Raw genomic sequence first — 18,808 nt, 5'->3', positions numbered from 1 at the left:
GTACCGCTGGACCCGTCCGACGACGGGTCGTTGTCGGATCCTCCGCAGGCGGCGAGGGCGACGGTCGCGGCGACCGCGAGCGAGACGCCGCCTAAGATACGCCGCCTCATTGCGGGGTGTCTGGTCACGATGTGTCTCCTTAGCGGTGGGTCGTGGCCAGGACGCCGTTCACCCTGTGACGGCCATCACTGGATCCAGGACGCAGGTTAGACCTACCTGTATCCAGGAGTCAATGTTCATGAAAGGTGGCCGTTTGCCTGGCATGGCGGCGGATCGGTTCCCCGGCAGGGACCCGACGTGCGGAAACGAGAATATGATCAAGAGTCGAACGCCATGGGCGCGCTAGGCCGTGGCGGAGACGACGGAGCGGCAGCGGGTCGAGGTGTGCGAGAAGGTTCTCGGCGGCCTTCAGATCCGGGAGGACGTCTCCACCCTCGTGACCTCCCCGTTGGCGCGCGTRCTGTCCGCCTGGAGCAAGGAACGTACCTGGGATGTCTGGGCCCGRCCGAGCCTGGAGCTGAAGAGCCRCTGCCTGGTGACGGTGGCGATCCTCGCCACCCTCGGCCTCGAGCGGGAGCTCGGCTTCCACATCCGCGGCGCGCTCCGCAACGGCGCGACCGCCGACGAGCTGGTGCAAGTGATCATGCATGTCGCCGCCTATGCCGGCATGCCCAAGGCGACGGAAGCCATGCTGGTGCTGGTCAGGACCGTCGACGAGTACGAGTACGAGAAGGAGCGGGCCTCCGCGTCGGCCTCCTGAGCCCGGGCGGGCCCGCGTGACCAGCCGCGAGCCGGCGCGCGGGCTGCGGGCTTCGTGCCCGCGAAGTGACCGGGGAGCTCGGCCCTGGAAGCCGACCAGGTCGCTGAGCCGCCCGGCGATCGGGGTGGCGACCGCGCTGGCGATCAGGAAGCCCGTGAAGGCCCAGGTGACCGCCGTGGGGCCGGCGCCCAGGTCGTGCTGGATCGAGGGCAGCGCCGGGATGACGAGGTTCTGCAGGACCGCGTAGGCGAAGGCGCCGGGTAGCAGGACGAAGCAGAGCAGCGCCCGCGGCCCGGGCCCAGGCCGCGCCGGCCCGGCTCCGTCGGCTGTGCGCTCGGTCGCGCCCGGCCCCGACGGGCCGCTGACGGACCGGCCGGGATCCGAGGGCTCAGCCGGCATCGGGTTCATTCGGCGCGGCGAATGCAGGTGGTGGGCGGCTGTGGGGCATGGTGAACCTCGGTCTCTCGTCCGATCTGACGACGACGAGCCTGGGGAGCGGCCCGGCTGTCGAGGAGGGATCCCGAATCCGGCATCCAGGATGTTGGTATGGCCAGACGATGGGCGCACCGATATCCTGGATCCCGCGTACAGTCGCGGTCCAGGATCAAAACCGGCGCCGTGGACGCGACGACCCGCGCCGCGCGATCGCGCGGCTGTCGAGACCGGTCGGGGCGGTCGACCGCGAAGGGGAGTACCAGATGGTGTTGCCTGTATCTGGCTCGCGCGTCGTTCCCGTGCCAGGCGTGGGCGACCCGTCGCCGCGTCTCGCGGACCTGGGCCGGCCCCGCCTCGCCGACGAGGTCGCCGGGGTGCTCCGGGACATGATCCTGCGCGGAGAGCTCGAGCCGGGCACCCCCTTGCTCCAGATCCAGCTCTCGGGGCAGCTCGGCGTCAGCCGGACCCCACTGCGCGAGGCGTTCCGCATGCTCGAGCGGGACGGGCTGGTCCGGATCTCGAACGGCAACAAGACCGTCGAGGTGGTCCAGCTCGACATCGACGCGATGCTCGAGAGCTACGAGGTGCGCGAGGTGATCGATGGTCTCGCGGCCCGCCTGCTCGCGTCGGGCGGCGCCTCGCCCGAGCTGCTCGCCGCGCTCGAGCGCTGCCTCGTGGAGATGGAGGAGTCGACCTACGACTCGGCCCTGACCCGGTACTCCCACGCGCACAGCGCCTTCCACGGGAGCATCGTCGAAGGCTGCGGCAACTCCCAGCTGCTGCACTTTCTGCCGCTGGTCCGGCTGACCTCGCACATGCAGACGTCGCGRCTGGTCCAGCGGGTCCATGTCGCGCACCCGAGGGTGGCGGGGCCGACGGACACGGTGAAGATGCTGTGCGTCGGCAACGAGGACCATCGGGYGATCTACGACGCCGTGCGCGAGCGCCGGCCGCGGGACGCCGAAGCCGTCGCCAAGCGCCACATTCGCAAGGCCGCGCGGCTCACCGCGGACCTGCGCGACCGGCTGCGGACGGTCGACTCGACGGCGACCGTCTGACGGCCGTCGACCGCGCCGGCGCTGCCGCCCGGAATCCGCGGGTCGCGAGCCATCCCGCAGGTCCGCGGTCCTTGGGATCGGCGCGGGAGAAACCAGGCTTGCTGCTTCCTGGATCCAGGATTTAGGATGGTTCGACAGGTCGCGACACCCGACCCGTCAACGGATCGCGCTCTGGTGCCTCGACCGCTCCCGCCGGCCCGACGGGTCGGCGGCGATCGCGGCCGCGTCGGCATCGAGGAGTGCCTTCCAGATCGTCTACGCCCCGCTCGACGCACGGCGGCGGCCCGGCGGGTGGGCCGCCCGACCGTCCGCGCAGCGCTGTGGAAAGGACACCGACCTTCATGGCAGAGCCCGTCAACGCCCCGCTGACCTTCGGCATGTTCATGCCGCCGTACCACAACCCGCGCCGCAACCCGAGCCTGCTCCTGCAGGCCGACCTGCGGCTGGTCGAGCTGCTCGACGCGCTCGGGTACTCCCAGATCTGGTTCGGCGAGCACCACAGCGGCGGCTACGAGTACATCCCCTCGCCCGAGCTGATGATCGCGGCGGCCTCCCAGCGGACCAGGCGGATCCAGCTCTGCTCGGGCGTCATCTCGCTGCCCTACCATCACCCGCTGATGGTCGCGGACAGGATGATGTTCCTCGACCACCTCACGATGGGCAGGGTCCGCTTCGGCATGGGCCCGGGCGCGCTGGTCGCCGACTCCCAGATGATGGGGATGGACTACAACTCGCTGCGCCGGCGCATGGAGGAGTCGCTGGACGCGATCCTCGAGCTGTTGGACACCCCGGGCCCGGTCAACCGCAAGACCGACTGGTTCGAGCTGGTCGACGCCCGCCTGCAGCTGCGCAGCTACACCTACCCGCGGGTGCCGTTGACCGTCGCCTCCGCCCTCTCGCCGTCCGGTCCCAAGCTCGCCGGGCGCCACGGGCTCGGCCTGGTCTCGATCGGTGGCACCGGCGACGCCGCCACCGAGCTGCTGTCCAACACCTGGTCGATCATGACCAGCGAGGCGACGGAGCACGGCAAGACCGTGGACCGCCGCGACTGGGCGATCGTCGGCAACGTCCACGTCGCCGAGACGATGGAGCAGGCCATCGAGGAGACCCGCTACGGTCTGCAGGAGTTCATGGAGTACCGGCACGTCGTCACGCCCATGCAGATGATCAAGCCGGGTGAGGTCGTCCCGCACGAGGAGCTCGTGGAGCGGGTGAACTCGTYGGGCTACGGGTGTATCGGCACGCCGGAGGCCGCGGTCGAGTACGTCAACAAGCTTCTGCTGCGCACGGGCGGCTTCGGGACCTTCCTGCTCACGACGCACGACTGGGCGGACCCGGCGGCGACCGAGCGGATGGTGTCGCTGTTCGCACGCGACGTCATGCCGCAGTTCACCGGGCACACGGTGGCGCCGCTCGGCTCCTACATGTGGACCAAGGAGCGCAAGGAGGGCTTGGCCGACCGGTTCCACGCCGGCATCGCCAAGGCCAAGGCCGACTACCAGGCCGAGAAGCAGGTGGAGCAGCCCGCGGGCTGAGCCGCCGGGGCCCAGGCGGACCGTCCCTGTCCGGCGGAACGTGGTTCGCCGGGCAGGACGACGCCAGGCGTCGGGCGGCAGCCCCTCGGTGATCGGCGCGACCCTGGCGCGAGCGCTTCTGGGAGTTCGGGATGAGATATTCGCTGTCGCTGTTTCCGCTGGACGGCTGGTCGTCGCTCGACGAGATCGTCGAGGTCGTGCGGCGTGCGGAGACCCTCGGCTTCTTCGGGGTGGGGCTGGCCGAGCACCTGGTCACGCCCCTGGAGTCGCAGTCGGGACGAGAGGCGGCAACGCCGGGGGCCTTCTGGGTGGACAACTTCGCCTTCGGTGCGGTCCTGGCGCGTGCGACGAGCCGACTGCGGCTGATGTTGAGTGCGCTGATCGTCCCGTACCGGCATCCGCTGCACGCCGCCCGGTCGGTGGCGACTCTCGACTGGGTCTCGGATGGGCGCCTGGACGTGACGACAGGTGTCGGCTGGCTCGCGCCCGAGTTCGCCGCCCTGGGCATCCCTTTCGCCGAACGCGGCGCGCGCACGGACGACGCTCTGCGGGCGATGGTGTCTCTCTGGACCGAGGAGCATCCGTCGTACCACGGCAGGTTCTTCTCCTTCTCGGACCTCTCCTTCGGCCGCGGCTGTGTGCAGCGGCCGCATGTGCCGCTGCTGATCGGCGGGGGCGGGCCCGCGGCGCTGCGGCGCGTCGTCGAGTTCGGGGCGGGCTGGGCACCGATGCTCGCCACGCCCGAGACCGTCCGCGTCGGGATGGCCCAGCTGGCGGACGAGCTCGGCGCGGCCGGCAGGGACGCCGCGGACCTGCGAGTCTTCACCCGGATCGCCATCCTGGGTGGCAACCAGGCGATGCGCCGAGCGTTGGACTCCCACCCGCCGTCTGGCGCCCGTGCGCCCGTCGGCTCGATCGCGGCGAGCGCGCTCGACTCGTCGGCCAGTCAGCAGGTGATAGACGCTGTCAGCCGCTACGTCGAGGCGGGCGTCACCGAGATCGGCCTGTCGTTCCCCTGGCGCGACGCCGCTGAATACGTCGACCGTCTGGAGTGGTTCGCGGCGGAGGTCATGCCCGCGACGGCGGGCTGGCCGGCGGGCCACGCGGGTCGATGACAGCGTGACGCCCGAGGCCATCCGCGCCCGGCTGTGGCACGTGGGCCTGACGGTGAGCGATCTGGAGGCGTCGATCGCGTTCTACCGGACCGTGCTGGGTGCCCGCGTGCGGCACCGGCAGGAGGAATGCACCGACGACTTCGACCGGCTCTCTGGCAATTCGGGCACCCATGTGCGGGTCGCCTGGCTCGAGGTGGACGGCGGCGCGTTCGTCCTGCAGCTCATCCAGTACCTCGCGGGCGGTGACGGGCACCTGGCCCTGCGGCACGCGCGCGTCGGCACGGCTCACCTGTCCTTCTATGTCGCGGACGCCGACGCGGCGTACGCCCGGCTGGCGGCCCTCGGCACCGTCACCCTGCCGGGCTCCGTGAACGCGATGGGTACGCACGGCCGGTCCTTCTATCTCCATGACCCCGACGGCGTCCCGGTCGAACTCTGGCAGTCGACCGAGCCACGGGATCGGTTCAACCGTCCTGGCTGAACGGCTGACCGCCGGACAGTGACCGAAAGTGATTGCCGAGCGGCGCCGATCATGGCAAGCTGCAACTTGTCTCCTGGATCCAGCATTCAGCAAACGCGGGGAAGGTTCTCATGCGCAAGCGAAGCCTGGCAGTGTTACCGCTGGCGGCGGCCCTCATACTGAGCGCCTGCGGCGGCAGCGATGACGACAAGGGGGTGTCGCCCACCAGCACGGTCACGGCCGCGACTGGCGCGCCGATCAAGCTGGTGAGCATCGAGGACGAACTCACCCGTGAGCACTACTCCGCCGGCATCCGGACGGCTGTCGACTACATCAACAACCATGGTGGGGTGAAGGGCCGGCCGCTGCAGGTCACCATCTGCCCGAACAACGACGACGCGAACGTCGCGGCCTCCTGCGCTCGCAAGGCGATCGCCGACGGCGTCGTCGCCGACGTCGCCAGCGCCAACAACTTCGGTTCCAACTCCAACCCGGTCTATGAGGCCGCCGGGGTGTCCGTCTTCGGGGACAGTCCGCTGACAAGCGCGGACTTCACCTCGAAGGCGGTCTTTCCGCTCCAGGGCGGCTCGATCTCGTCGGTCGGTGGCCAGGTGGCGCTCTCGATCGACGTGCTGAAGGCCAAGCGGGTCGCGGTCGCCTACCTCAACGTGGCGGCCGGTGAGACGCTGCCGCCGCTGCTGGACAACGCGGTCCTCAAGCCCCGCGGACTGTCCCTCGTCGCGAAGGTCGCCGTTCCCCGGACCGTGACCGACGTCGCGCCGCAGGTGGCGAACCTGCTGCGGGCCAACCCCGACGCCGTCGTCGTCGCGCTCACCACGGACCTCGCGTCCAAGTTCATCCGGGCGGTGCGTCAGGCGGGCTACAAGGGCACGGTCACCCTGCCGTCACCGGTCTACTCGGAGAGCCTGGTCAAGTCGCAGCTCTCCGGCGCGACGGACAACCTCTACCTGGTCGGCTTCGCCAACCACGCGGCGCCCGCCTACGCCGACTTCGTCGAGCAGATGAAGGCGGCCGGCCGCGACGACTTCATCGACGACGCCGCCGCGATGGCGTGGATGGGCGTCAACGCGTTCGCCAAGATCGCCGCTTCGATGCCGGACATCACCCGGGAGGCGTTCACGAAGCTGCTCCCGACCCTCACCGCGGTGGACACCGGTGGCATCACTCCCTCCGTCGACCTCTCCAAGCCGGGGACGGCCCTCGGCGGGCAGCTGCCACGCCTGTTCAACACGACCACCTTCGCTTCGGTGGTCAAGGACGGCAAGATCGTCGCCTTCGACAAGTCCGGCAAGCTCGCCCCGTTCGCCGCGCCACAGGGCGGATGATCCGGATGCCGGCGGGCGGGCGCCTTCGGGAAGTCCTGTGATGAAGGGCCGTACGGACAGCTCCGGCTACGACTATGTGATCGTCGGCGGAGGTTCGGCGGGCTGCGTCCTCGCGGCGCGCCTGTCCGAGGATCCCGCCTGCCGCGTCCTCCTGCTGGAGGCCGGCGCGTACGACCTCAACCCGCTCATCCACGTCCCCGCGGGGGTCAAGCAGCTCAGCCCCAGCACGAACTGGCGGCGGGAGGCCGAGCCCGACCCGAGCCGTGGGGACATCGTCGAGCCGTGGGCCGCCGGCAAGGTCCTCGGCGGTAGCAGCTCGATCAACGGGATGACGTGGGTGCGTGGGCATCCGGCCGACTTTGACAACTGGGCGGCCGGCGGCGCGGAAGGCTGGGACTTCGCCAGCGTCGAGCCCTACTTCCGGCGTACCGAGACCTACGAGCCAGGCGGCGGGCCCGAGCGTGGCCATGACGGCCCGCTGCACGTCACGCCCGTCCGGATCGACCACGTCATGACCGACGTCTTCCTGCTGGCCGCCGAACAGGCCGGCCTGCCCCGGCAGGAGGACTACAACGTGGGCGGGCAGACCGGCGTCGGGTACTCCCAGCTCTCCCAGCGGCGCGGGTTCCGGCACAACACGGCGCGGGCGTACCTCGGCTCCGCGAGACGGCGCCKGAACCTGACCGTGCGGACGAAGGCGCTGGCGCACAGCGTCCTGATCAGGGACGGCCGGGCGGTCGGCGTGCGGTACTCCGTGGGTGGTGAGGCGCGGGAGGTGGCCGCGAGCCGGGAGGTGCTGCTCTGCGCGGGCACCATGGGCTCGCCGGCGCTGCTGATGCGCTCCGGGATCGGGCCGGAGCGGGCGCTGGCCGACCACGCGATCCCGGTCGTCGCGCCGAGCCCCGGCGTGGGCCGCGACCTGCAGGAGCATCCGATCACGCTGTTCCTGCACAAGGTCAACGTCCGGACGCTCAACCGCGAGCTGACTGCCAGCGGCGTCGTGCGCCACGGCGTGGACTACCTGCTGCGCGGGCGGGGCGCGGTCGCGAGCCCGGCCTGCCACGCGCTGGCCTTCGCCGGCACGACCGAGACCGGGGCGAGCGCGTTCCAGGTCATGTTCAGCCCGTTCGGGATCGTCGGCCGCCCGTCCGCCACCCAGGTGAGCGACGAGGACTCCTCCGACCTCGTGCCCGGGACGTCGGGACGGCTCACCCACGACGTCAACGCCATGCAGCTGCTCAAGCAGTTCTCGGTCACCACCTACCCGTGCGTGCTGCACCCGGTGGCTCGCGGCACGGTCGAGCTGCGCTCGGCCGACCCGGAGGCGCCGCCGGTCATCCGCCACCAGATGCTCGGGGAGAAGGAGGACGTCGTCGCCCTCACCGAGGCGGCGCGGCTGGTCCGGGAGATCTACGCGACCCAGGCCGCCCGTACCTACGTCGAGGAGGAGATGCGCCCGGGCCCGGCCGTCCAGACCGACGCCGAGTGGGTGGACTACCTGCGCACCCACACCTTCCGTGCCGACCACTCGGTCGGCACGGCCAGGATGGGCGGCGACGACGGGTCGGTGGTGGACCCCGCGCTGCGGGTGCGCGGCGTCGACGGGCTGCGGGTCGTGGACGCCTCCGTGTTCCCGACCCTGGTCAGCGGCAACACGAACGCGGCCGTGGTCATGGTCGCCGAGCGGGCCGCGGACCTCATCCGCGGTCGCGTCACCCCGTGAGCACATGAACACCCGCTGGCGAGGACCGGCGCGCGGTCCGGCGTCGGACGTCCTCCCGAAGCGGGCGGAGACGTCCAGGCGCCGGGCCGCGCGCTGTCGCATGGACGGAGGCGGCCGACATGTGGCCGTCGCGGCGGCGCCTTGCGGAAGGCCGGGATCCGGCTCAGGGTCGGTAAGGACATGGTCCTCTGACCTCCTTTCGAACCGGGGCGTGGGTCAGCGGTTGTGCCAGACGGGGCGGCGCTTCTGGGCGAACGCGGCGACGCCCTCGATTACGTCCTCGCTGACCATGACCTCGTCCAGCGCCGTGCTGCGGTGCTCCACCGCGTCGATCACGTCGGGGATGGCCGCGGTCTCGGCCATGACACTCAGCGAGGCGCGCACCGAGGTCGGCGAGCCGTCGAGGATCTCGGTCGCCAGCGCCCGCGCGCCCGCCAGCGCCGCGCCGGCCGGCACCACCCGGTTGACCAGGCCCGCGGCCAGTGCCTCGTCGGCGGACAGCCGCCGCCCGGTGAGGATCATCTCGGTGGCGAGCTTGGGCGGGACGGCGCGGGGCAGCCGGACGAGGCCGCCGGCGCCCGCGACGAGACCGACCTTGACCTCGCTGAGCGCGAAGCGGGCGGCGGCGTCGGCGACGACCAGGTGGCAGGCGAGCGCGATCTCGCAGCCGCCGCCCATCGCGAAGCCGTTGACCGCGGCGATGACCGGCTTGGGCATGTCCCGCCGGCTGGTGAGGCCGGCGAAGCCATTCTTCGGTATCCACATGGGCTTGCCGGAGGCCGAGTAGACGAGGTCGTTGCCGGCGCAGAACGCCTTGTCGCCGGCGCCGGTGAGGATCGCGACCCACAGGTCGGGGTCGGCGAAGAAGGCGTCGAACACCTCGTCGAGCTCGTCGTTCGTGGGCGGGTGCAGGCTGTTGCGGGCCCGCGGGCGGTTGATCGTCACCTCGAGGACGTGGCCGTCGCGGCGGACGAGGATGTGCTCGTAGGCGTCGCGCAGGCCCGGTTTCCGGGGCGGGTGCAGCTCGTTCATCCGGTCCTCGGTCGTGGTGACCTGGTTGCCGACGCCGAAGGAGCGGGCGAAGACGCGGGCGCCGATCGGCTCGCCGGTGGACAGCAGGTCAAGGGTCTCGGCGTCGGCCGGGTCCACCCTGGCGAGGAACCGGCGGTCGTCGGCGGCGAGACGGCCGACGACGACGCCGGTGCGCGACCCGTCGCGGCCGTACGTCACGGTGTAGGTCTCCACCGTCGCCCAGCCGTCGGCGTGGACCGCGAGCGCTGGCGCGGCCCAGGAGGCGATCTCGGCCTGCAGCGCGGCGGAGCGGTCGCGTCGCCAGCCCGTCGGCGTGGTCGAGTAGACGCCGGCCGAGTACTTGCTGAGCGCGCCGCCGTTGGCGCCGACGAAGCCGTAGGCACCGGGTTCGGCGCGCATCCGCCGCACGGTCTCGGCGATCGCGTGCATCGAGTAGTTGTTCCCGGCGCCGCCGAAGAACGGCAGCCCGCCGGTGAGGGTGAGTCCGCGCGGGTCGTCGGGCGCGAGCCCCAGCCCGTCGCAGATGTTCGACACCGCGATCGGGAAGCAGCTGTACAGGTCGAACGTGGCGACGTCGTCCGGGCCGATGCCGGCCACGTCGAGGGCGTGCCGCGCGGCCATGACCGAGGCGGGCCCCGCGCCGAGGTCCGCCCGGTCGAGCAGGTCGCGCTCGCGCAGGTCGGCGTGGCCGTGCAGGAACACCCAGCGGTCGCGGGGCACGCCGAGCTCCTCGGCGGTGGCCACGGACATCACGAGCGCGGCGGCGCCCTGGTTGACCTTGTCCCGGGAGACGACGTACCGGGTGTAGGGATCGGCGATCATCCTGTTGGCGGCGGTCGGCGTGACCAGCTCCTCGGCGCCGATCTCGCGGGGCGCGGCCGCGTGCGGGTTGGCGGCCGCGACCTTCGTGAACGGGGCGAACAGCCGGCCCATGCCGTGGGCGTACTGCTCGCGGGACTCCTTGCGGCGGGCCCGCCGCGCGTTGTCGAACAGGGCGTACTGGCTCGGCGCGCCGGTGAGCCCGTGCATGGTCTGGTACCTGCTGACCAGCCCGGCCAGCCCGTAGCCCCGGTCCTCCAGGTCACCGTCGACGTGTTCGGTGAAGTCCGGGCGGTCGGCCGTGGGAAGGGCGGCGAGGTGCTGGGCGGTGGAGATCGCCTCCGCGCCGAAGACCAGGGCGGCCCGGCTGGCACCGTCCGCGATGGCGGTGGCGAGCTCGGTGACCAGGTGCTGCGGGCCCTGCCCGCCGGCGACCTCGAGGATGGYGCGGGCCGGGATGGCGCCGAGGCGGGCGGCGACCGAGCGGGGGTAGTTGTCGGAGCGGCCCAGCGGGGCCGGCGCGCCGGGAGTGGAGATCTCGAACTGCCGTACCCCCGCGACCGTGTCGATCACGGCCGCGACCGCGGCCGGGTCGGCTCCCGTGTCGGCCAGCGCCTCGCGTGCCGCCGCCGCGGCGAGATCCACGGCGGACCGGGCCTGGTAGCCCGGCTGGTCGACCCGTTCGGACGCCTGCCCGACACCGACGATGACGGGCGTGCTCGGGTCGACGGCGGGGTGGCCGGCGGTGGTCACAGAGTCCTCCTGGCGGCGTCGCGGGGCCACCGAGGGGTGGCATTGACCGCTGAAAGGGATACTGGATTCAGGATTCCAGTCTCGGTACTGTCTCACATCGGCGGCCGGCGGGGAGGTGGCCATCTGACTCGTCCAGGCAGGGGGCCACATGAACCTGAGCCCGACCGAACTCGCCGCGTTCGGCACGGCGATCGAGGGCCGCCTCCGGGAGGCCTGGCCGGACCCGCGGGCCGCGGAGCGCGCCGACACTGATCCCGTTCTAGGGAGTTGCCTACATGACGACCGCCGCGGCCTCGCGCCGTGACCTTGACGCCCTGCTCCGGCCCAAGTCGGTGGCCTTCGTCGGTGCGAGCGACAAGTCGACCTTCTCGACCATCGCCTACGACCTCCAGCGACGCTTTGGCGCGGCCGACCGCACCTTCCTGATCAACCCGAACAAGCCGGTCGTGCACGGCCAGGCGACCTACCCGAGCGTCGCCGACGTCCCTGGCGGCGTCGACTGCGCGTTCGTCATGGTCCCCCAGCGCGCCGTCCTGGAGTCGATCGAGCAGGCCGCGGCGGCCGGCGCCCGGGCGGCGGTGGTCCTCAGCGCCGGCTACGCCGAGACCGGGCCGGAGGGGGCGAAGCGGCAGGCCGAACTGGTGGCGGTCTGCGAGCGCAACGACCTGGTGCTGCTGGGTCCCAACCATCTGGGCTTCGCCAACATGGTCGACGGGCTCGCGGTCTGCTCGCTGCCCGGCCTCACGCCACGGCCCGGCCCGCTCGCGGTCGTCTCGCAGAGCGGCGCGCTCGCCGGCACCATGTCGCTGTTCGCCGCCGACCACGGGATCGAGTTCAGCTTCGTCGTCACCACCGGCAACGAGGCCATGGTGACGGCGGAGGACGTCCTCGCCTACCTCGTCGAGGACGAGACGACCCGGGCCGTCGCCGTGTTCGCCGAGGCGATCCGCAGGCCCGACGTCTTCCTCGGCGCGGTCCGCCGGGCCCGCGCCCTCGGCAAGGCCGTGGTCATGCTCAAGGCGGGGTCGAGCGAGCTGTCGGCGCGCACGGCCGTGGCGCACACCGGCGCGCTGGTCGGCGACGACGCGGTCGTCGACGCCGTGCTGCGCCAGGAGGGCGTCATCCGGGTCGGCCACCTCGAGGAGCTCCTGCTCACCGGGCACCTCGCCGCTCGGACCGGCCCGTGGACCGCCCCCGGCGTCGCCGTCGTCTCGATCTCCGGCGGAGCCTGCGACATCGTCGCAGACCAGGGCGAGAAGCTGGGCCTGCCGCTGCCGTCGCTGGCGCCCGAGACGGAGGCCCGGCTGGGCACGGTCGTCTCCGAGCTTGGCCACGCGCAGAACCCGCTCGACGTGACCGGCGCGGCGCTGATGGACCACGCCCTCATGGGCCGGGTCGTCTCGATCCTCGCCGAGGACCCCCAGGTCGGCATGGTCCTCGCGGTCGGCGTGCCGGATCCCTCGTTGCCTCGCGTGCGCGCCGCGCTGGACGCCGCTTCGGTACCCGGGGCGGTGGCGGCCACGATCGAGCAGGCGCTCACCGGGCCGCGCGGGCGAGCGACCCTCGACGCCGGGATGTCCGGCCTGACCTACCTGCCGAGCACCCGCGACGCCGTGCACGCGACCGCCGCGGTCTCCCGGTGGTCGGCCTGGTACGCCACGGCGCGGGCGGACGCGCCCGCCCCGGCCGCGCCGCCGCGGCCGGCCGTGCGGCCGGGCGTCCCGCTCTCGGAGCACGGCGTGCGCACGCTGCTGGCCGTGGCGGGTGTGCCGGTCGTGCCCGGCGTGCTGGCCACGAGCGCGGACCAGGCGGCGGACGCCTTCGACGGCCCGGTCGCCCTCAAGATCGTGTCGCCGGACGTCCAGCACAAGACGGACATCGGCGGCGTCCGGCTGGGGGTCGCCGGTCCGGACGCCATCCGGGCGGCCTACGCGCAGGTGCTCGCCAGCGTGGACGTGCTCGATCCCCGCCCGGCCGTCGAGGGCGTGCTCGTCACCCCGATGCGTTCGGGCGGGCTGGAGCTGCTCGTCGGCGTCGTGCGCGACGACCAGTGGGGGCCGATTCTCGCCATCGGGCTGGGCGGTGTCTTCGTCGAGGTGCTGCGGGACACCGCGCTGCTGCGGCTTCCCGCGACGGCGCGCGAGATCGCGGAGGCGCTGGCGAGCCTGCGGGCCGCCCCGCTGCTGCGCGGCGCCCGCGGCGTCCCGCCGGCGGACCTCGACCGGCTCGTCGAGGTCATCCTCGCGATCGGCGGCCTCGCGCTGAGCCTCGGCGACGACCTCGCGGAGCTGGAGGTCAACCCGCTGCACGTCCACGGCTCGACGATCGAGGCCCTTGACGGCCTGCTGACCTGGCGGGGCCGCTGACAGCCTCGGCGGTTCGTGCCGGCCAGCCCTGTTCGGGGGGCATGGCGAGGGCCGGCCCGTCGCACCGCGACGGGCCGGCCCTGGGGGTCCTGGGCGCGTCCCGGCGCGCTCAGGCCTGTCGACCAGCCTCGGTCAGCCGGAGATCGGCTGCCAGAAGGCGCAGTGGTGGTCGGTGCTGAAGGTGGTGCTCGAGATGGTCTTCGCGGTGGTGCTCAGCAGTGACTGGATCTTCGAGCCGGGGCTGAAGGCGGGCCAGTACGGCTGGAAGAGGCTGTTGGGGTCGCCTCGTTTGGCGAAGGCGGTCCAGTAGTCGATGAGCCGGTTGGCGGAGGCCTGCTGGGTGGCGTTGAGAGGGGGAGCGCCGAGGTTGAACAGGTAGTACAACTCGACACCGTGGGTGACGCCGAAGGGGAATCCGTCGACAGGCGGTGCCAGCGACGGCGCCGCGGTGTCGTTGAACTCGTACTGGTAGACCTTGGTCTTCGAGGACGCGAGCTCGCTGGCGCGCAGTGCCCGGCAGGAGAACTGGCTGTCTCCCAGCACGGTCGCGACCGCGAGTGCCGGGCTGGGGTAAGCGGTGAGCGGGTACTGGGCCACGACGGCGTCGGCGGCCCAGGGCCACAGCAACTGGATCACCTGTTTGTAGTTCGCGGCTGTGATGGTGCCCAGCGCTCCGGTCCCCACGAAGATGCGGCCCTCGTCATGGTTGGATCCCTGGAGCAGGGGGACCCTCGCGAACGAGCCTCTGGCGAGCAGATTGGCGACCGTGTCGGGTAGGGCCGCGCCGCCGTAGAGGGGGGCGAAGCCGGAGGCGAGGCCGGCGGCTTGCCTGGCCATCAGCTCGTCGACGGACTTGCCACGCAGGCAGGCGACGACGTCGCCGGTGGTGCAGCCGACGGCCTGGGTGAGCGCCGTACCCCTGGCCTCTCCCTGGGAGAGCGAGGTGGCCGCGAGATTGCAGCCGCTCTGCGCCATCGCCTTGTCGAACAGCCCCTTGGCGGTGGGCGAGACGAACTGGACGCACGCGCTGCCCGCACCGGCCGACTCACCGAACACGGTGACGTTCCTCGCGTCTCCGCCGAAGGCGGTGGCGTTCGCGCGAACCCAGCGCAGGGCTGCCTGCTGGTCCTCGATTCCGTACAGGCCGGACTTGTGGGCGCCACCCTCGGCGCTCAGCTGGGGCAGGCCGAGGAAGCCGAACACGCCGAGCCGGTAGTTCAGGGTCACGACGATGACCTTGCCCCGGTCGACCAGCGGGGCGGGGTCATACATCGAACCCGATCCCGAGGTAAAGCCGCCGCCGTGGATGAACACCATCACCGGGAGCTTCCCGGTGATGGTCTTCGGGGTCGTGACGTTCAGGTACAGACAGTCCTCGTTGTTGCTCGGTACCGACCCCAACTCGCCGCTGGCCTGGGGGCAGGAGCTGCCGGGCCGGGTCGCCTGGCGGGTGCCGGTCCAGGCAGCGACCGGCGCGGGCGACTTCCAGCGCAGCGGGCCGACGGGCGGCGCCGCGTACGGGATGCCCTGGAAGGAACGCCGGGTCTGGGCGTAGGCGCCGTGGATCCTGCCCTTGTCGGTGGTCACGACCAGGGACGCCTGAGCTGTCGTGGCCTGGCCGGCGGCCGCGGCTGGACCGGCCGCTGTCGTGACAGCCGATGCCGCCGTAGCCAGCAGGCCCGAGACGGCCAGGACGGCCAGGACGGCGCGCCACCCACGCCGCCGCGGGGTGGGTAGTAATCGACGTCGTGCTCGTGTGCTCATCATTGTCCTTTCTCGAAGGCTGAACCAAGGGGCGGACGACTCCGGGAAACCGTCTGCCCGAACTGCCGTGAGAAGTGACTTCCTGACGCGCGAAGTGAGAGTGTCGGAAGGCACGGGAGAAGAACCGGCGCTCCACTAGGGACCCGTGGGACGGGCTGGCTGGCGGCCATCACGGACAGGAACGCGTGGGCGAGCATGGCCATGACGGTCCAGCGGTGCCAGAAAGTCCAGCGTCGGACCTGGTGTTCGTCGAGTCCGGCGAGTTCCTTGCTGGACTCGCCGAACACCTGCGCATCAGGTCGTACGCGGAGCGACACGTGAGGTCGAACGCAGGACACCGGGGTGTCCTGCGCTCGACGTGTCGGCTGTTGAGGATGCGGCGTCGTGGTGCGTGCCGGCCGGGCGGAACTGGCCTGATGGGAGCTTGGGTAGAAGCCCCGTCACAGACATGTCGCCCGCCCGGCCGGTTCGCTCCACGTCACATCGGACGCTGACAGCCGGTCAGCCGGTCAGCCGGCCCAGCCGGTCAGCGGGCCCCGCTGGGTGCCATGTGGCCGGCGACGATCTCGTACGCCGCCGACTGGGTGTTGGCGGGGTCGCGGGTGCTGTCGCGGAAGAACGCGGCCCACAGGGTGCCGTCAGGCGCGTAGCTGAGCCCGCCGTGCTCGATCAGGTTGTAGGGGAATGCCTGGGGAGGCGTGCCCGGCGGGAGGATCATCTGACGCGAGCCGCAGCATCGGTAGGGCATCAGCGGATTGTCGGGCGCGCTGACGCGTGCCGTTGCGATGGTGCGGGCTCTCGGATTGTCCGCGCGCTCTACCACGGCCATGTAGCCGTGCCAGTCCCTGCTGCCCTGGCTCTGGCCGAGGTAGGACAGGCCGACCTGGCCGTTGCCMCGCGCGACGATGGAGGACCACACCGTGAAAACTCCCGGCACCGACACGATCGTGGACTCGGCCCAGGACTTCCCGCCGTCCGCCGACACCGACAGCCTCAGCCCGTCTTTGTTGTGGATGAAGTAGAGCGTRCCCTTCGCGTCCAAAGCCAGTCTCTGCTGGCCGTACAGCTGGAAGACCTCGGGGCAGCCGGCGAAGGCGACAGAGCCGGCGCAGCCCGGGACGTTCGCCTGTTGGTCGGCCAGGGCGGCCTGGTCGATTTCATTGCGCGCGCCGGGAATCGGGTTCCACGTGAATGTCTTGCCCGCGTCCTTGCTGACCCCCACGACCCACTGACCGCACTCGGACATGGGCAGGTACACCGTGCCGTCCCGGGCGACGACGCCCCGGTTCGGGATGAGGACGCCGTTCGGAGGGCAGTCCGCGGTCGCTCTGCTGAAGGTCGGCGCGGAGGGGCGCTGGAAGCTCTTGCCGCCGTCCAGGGAACGCCAGCACTGGGCGTCACTGGTCGGGGAGCTCGGCTGCGGCGTGAGGTTGCAGGTGTAGACGACGTTCGGGTAGCCCGAGGTCTTCGTGCCCTTCGGGGGCGGGCCGATGAAGATCGACCCCAGGTCACCCAGCGTGTCGGGTTCCCCGTTGGCGGCCCCACCGATCCGGGTGACGTGCCAGGTGTTCCCGTCGTCGTCGCTGTAGCCGATCGGGTTCGTCGTGCCAGACCCCGGCCCGGTTTGCGAAGGGCGGGCGATGCTCGTGTAGAAGACCCGGTTCGTGGCCGGGTCCACCTGCACGTAGCCGATGATGTCCCAGAACTCGATGGGCAGCGTCACCCGCTGCCACGTCTTGCCACCATCGCGTGAGCGCGCCAGACCCGCGTGGCCGTCCTTGTCCAGGACGGCAGCGGCCTGGAAGATCGTGCCCCGGCTGTTGACCGCGTTGCTGCCCTCGATGCCCTGGATGCCGCTGCGCGAGTTGCAGGCCTCCCAGGGCGCGGGCAGACCGTTGGTCCAGGTCGCCCGCTGCTCCTCGGCGCAGCCGGGGATGTCCCGCACGGGCGCCGTCCCGGCTGAGGCAGCGGCCGGGTCGGACGACGCACTGGCCGACACCGTCGCCGTGACCGTGGCCGTGCCCGCGGCGAGCAGCCCGGCCGTGAGCGCCACCACCGTCACCCGCCGACGCCCCACCGCCACCAGCCGCCGCCCGGCACGCCACCGGTGCCCGTCCTCCCGTTCGCCCAGGCCTAAGGCGAGGAGGGCTCGTTTCGATCTCGATAACTCATCCGTGGACTTCATGGTTCTCCTTGATCGGACGGACATGGTTCTCCTTTGATCGCAGGGAGCTAACGCGGGCCGCCTGAACGTAGGATCAGGCGGCCGGACCCTCGCCGAGGATCTCGTCGAGGACGGGTAGCAGGTAGGAAGCGAACGCGTCGGGGTCCTCGGACATGGGGAAGTGGCCCATCCCGGCCATGCGCTGGTAGCGGACGCCCTGGATCTGCTGGGCCGTCGCCTCGGAGTAGGGCACGGTGACGTAGTCGTAGTCGCCGGTCAGCATGTAGACCGGGCAGCGGGCCGTGTCGATGAGATGCGCCTGGCCGCGCAGGTCGTGGTCGTGCGAGAAGTAGTGGATGTCGCCGGGAAAGACACCCGGCGCGCCCTGCGCGTAGTGCAGCCGGGTCTCCTGCCGGTACGCCTCCGGTGCCGTCGCGCCCATCCAGGACATCATCTGGGCGGCGTGCAGCGCCGGATCGTGACCGAGGTCCGCCTGCTCCGGCGCCGGGGCGTCGGCGTCGGCGTCCATCGTGAACTCCTCCGTGGACGTCGCGCCCTCGGCGCCGAGGAACAGCGCGCCCTCACAGGCGATCACGGCGCGGAAGTCGTCAGGGTGGTAACGGGCGAGGTCGAGCGCGAGCATGCCGCCGACGGAGGAGCCGATGAACACCGGCGCGTCCAGCCCCAGCACGGCGGCGAGCTGGGTGGGCACCCGCGTCAGGAAGTCCCGGGTGAGGGTGTATTGCTCGGCCCACCAGGCGCGGCCGGCGGGCGGCAGGGAACGGCCGTGCCAGGGCAGGTCGTAGGCGATGACCCGGAAGCGGGATGTGATCCGCTCGTCCTCGAGCAGGTGGCGCCACTGCCGGCCGTCGGAGCCCGCGGTGTGCTGGCACAGCAGCCCGACGCCGGATCCGGCCTCCTCGTAGTAGACGCGGTAGTCGTCGCCGGCCAGTTCCAGGTGGACATAGCGGCCGACGGCCGCGTCGTGCCGGCCATGCCGCGACGGCGCCGGCAGCGGGACCGGGCGAGGGTCGGTCTCGTGGGCCGCGTGGCGCAGCAGCTCACCGAAGCGGCGGATCGCGAGGTGACGCGCCCCGTCGGCGGGCGCCGGCTCGACGAGCACTCCGTCGTAGAAGGCGGCGAACACGTCGGTGAAACCGGGCGGTGGCACCGCGGTCAGCAGCGACCGCCAGTTGGCGTCGTTCGCGGTGACGACGACGTCATCCGGGGCCGGTGACACGTCCGTGGCCGGCGCGCTGGCCGGCTGCCCGGGCACACCGCGGGTGATCGGGATACTCCAGGCGTCGTCCTCGTTCACGATGGTCAGCGAGCCGGTCCAGCTCGTGGCGTTCAGCTGGAACTCGCCGTCATCCGCCGCGAGTTTCGCGGCCCCGCTCACCGTCGTCTCGTCCACCGTCGTGCTGGTCACCAAGCCTGCCCCTCGTTCCTCATTTCTAGGATCCCGAATCCAGGATTCG

At 71.6% G+C, this 18,808-nt stretch carries 12 protein-coding genes and 2 pseudogenes; 8 read left to right on the top strand and 6 right to left on the bottom strand.

The genetic code is table 11. From position 1 onward, the window contains the following. Nucleotides 1-349: 349 nt before the first annotated feature. The gene (locus BL253_RS35145) at nucleotides 350-760 is read left to right on the top strand and encodes a carboxymuconolactone decarboxylase family protein (protein ID WP_076822051.1); all 411 of its coding nucleotides are present in this window, start codon (nucleotides 350-352) and stop codon (nucleotides 758-760) included. 102 nt (nucleotides 761-862) lie between these two features. On the opposite strand, the pseudogene BL253_RS45635 reads toward BL253_RS35145, so the two are convergent. Further along, nucleotides 863-1,159: pseudogene (locus BL253_RS45635) on the bottom strand (MFS transporter); the annotation flags it as partial. 299 nt (nucleotides 1,160-1,458) lie between these two features. Here BL253_RS45635 and BL253_RS35135 point away from each other — a divergent pair. From BL253_RS35135 to BL253_RS35110, 6 genes are all read left to right on the top strand, one after another. Beyond that, nucleotides 1,459-2,253: a GntR family transcriptional regulator gene (locus tag BL253_RS35135; protein ID WP_158230482.1), complete on the top strand. Its 795-nt coding sequence runs from the start codon at nucleotides 1,459-1,461 to the stop codon at nucleotides 2,251-2,253. Between the two features lie 341 nt (nucleotides 2,254-2,594). Next, nucleotides 2,595-3,788, top strand: a complete 1,194-nt coding sequence (locus BL253_RS35130) for an LLM class flavin-dependent oxidoreductase (RefSeq protein WP_076822049.1) — start codon at nucleotides 2,595-2,597, stop codon at nucleotides 3,786-3,788. A gap of 131 nt (nucleotides 3,789-3,919) precedes the next feature. Then, nucleotides 3,920-4,903 carry a TIGR03619 family F420-dependent LLM class oxidoreductase gene (locus BL253_RS35125; RefSeq protein WP_076822048.1) on the top strand — a complete coding sequence of 328 codons (984 nt, stop codon included), beginning with the start codon at nucleotides 3,920-3,922 and terminating at the stop codon, nucleotides 4,901-4,903. A 4-nt stretch (nucleotides 4,904-4,907) separates the two neighbouring features. Further along, on the top strand, nucleotides 4,908-5,384 hold the full coding sequence (locus tag BL253_RS35120) for a VOC family protein (RefSeq protein ID WP_076822047.1): 477 nt from the start codon (nucleotides 4,908-4,910) through the stop codon (nucleotides 5,382-5,384). Nucleotides 5,385-5,494: 110 nt separating this feature from the next. Further along, a complete protein-coding gene (locus BL253_RS35115) occupies nucleotides 5,495-6,709 on the top strand; it encodes an ABC transporter substrate-binding protein (RefSeq protein ID WP_081439002.1) in 1,215 nt (404 codons plus the stop codon). Nucleotides 6,710-6,749: 40 nt separating this feature from the next. Continuing rightward, on the top strand, nucleotides 6,750-8,432 hold the full coding sequence (locus BL253_RS35110) for a GMC family oxidoreductase (protein WP_076822045.1): 1,683 nt from the start codon (nucleotides 6,750-6,752) through the stop codon (nucleotides 8,430-8,432). 216 nt (nucleotides 8,433-8,648) lie between these two features. Here BL253_RS35110 and BL253_RS35105 read toward each other — a convergent pair whose 3' ends face one another. After that, nucleotides 8,649-11,036, bottom strand: coding sequence for an acetyl-CoA acetyltransferase (locus tag BL253_RS35105; protein ID WP_076822044.1), 2,388 nt, complete (start codon nucleotides 11,034-11,036; stop codon nucleotides 8,649-8,651). Nucleotides 11,037-11,311: 275 nt separating this feature from the next. Between BL253_RS35105 and BL253_RS35100 the strand changes: the two genes are divergently transcribed. Beyond that, nucleotides 11,312-13,402 (top strand): acetate--CoA ligase family protein, encoded by a 2,091-nt coding sequence (locus BL253_RS35100; protein WP_076822043.1) that lies wholly within the window; start codon nucleotides 11,312-11,314, stop codon nucleotides 13,400-13,402. Between the two features lie 132 nt (nucleotides 13,403-13,534). On the opposite strand, the gene BL253_RS35095 is transcribed toward BL253_RS35100, so the two are convergent. From BL253_RS35095 to BL253_RS35080, 4 genes and pseudogenes are all read right to left on the bottom strand, one after another. Continuing rightward, nucleotides 13,535-14,989 carry a carboxylesterase/lipase family protein gene (locus tag BL253_RS35095; protein WP_158230481.1) on the bottom strand — a complete coding sequence of 485 codons (1,455 nt, stop codon included), beginning with the start codon at nucleotides 14,987-14,989 and terminating at the stop codon, nucleotides 13,535-13,537. 332 nt (nucleotides 14,990-15,321) lie between these two features. Then, nucleotides 15,322-15,444, bottom strand: a pseudogene (locus tag BL253_RS45630) (IS701 family transposase); the annotation flags it as partial. Between the two features lie 248 nt (nucleotides 15,445-15,692). Further along, entirely contained in the window at nucleotides 15,693-17,351 is a 1,659-nt protein-coding gene (locus BL253_RS35085; protein ID WP_131831658.1) for a sialidase family protein, read from the bottom strand. Nucleotides 17,352-17,424: 73 nt separating this feature from the next. Further along, complete coding sequence (locus tag BL253_RS35080) at nucleotides 17,425-18,759, bottom strand: alpha/beta fold hydrolase (protein WP_198946523.1); 1,335 nt, start codon at nucleotides 18,757-18,759, stop codon at nucleotides 17,425-17,427. Nucleotides 18,760-18,808 lie beyond the last annotated feature (49 nt).

It is taken from the genome of Pseudofrankia asymbiotica (genome assembly GCF_001983105.1).
Classification (GTDB): domain Bacteria; phylum Actinomycetota; class Actinomycetes; order Frankiales; family Frankiaceae; genus Pseudofrankia; species Pseudofrankia asymbiotica.
Note: the sequence above shows the minus strand (reverse complement) of the source record. Positions and strands in the feature narration are given on the sequence as shown.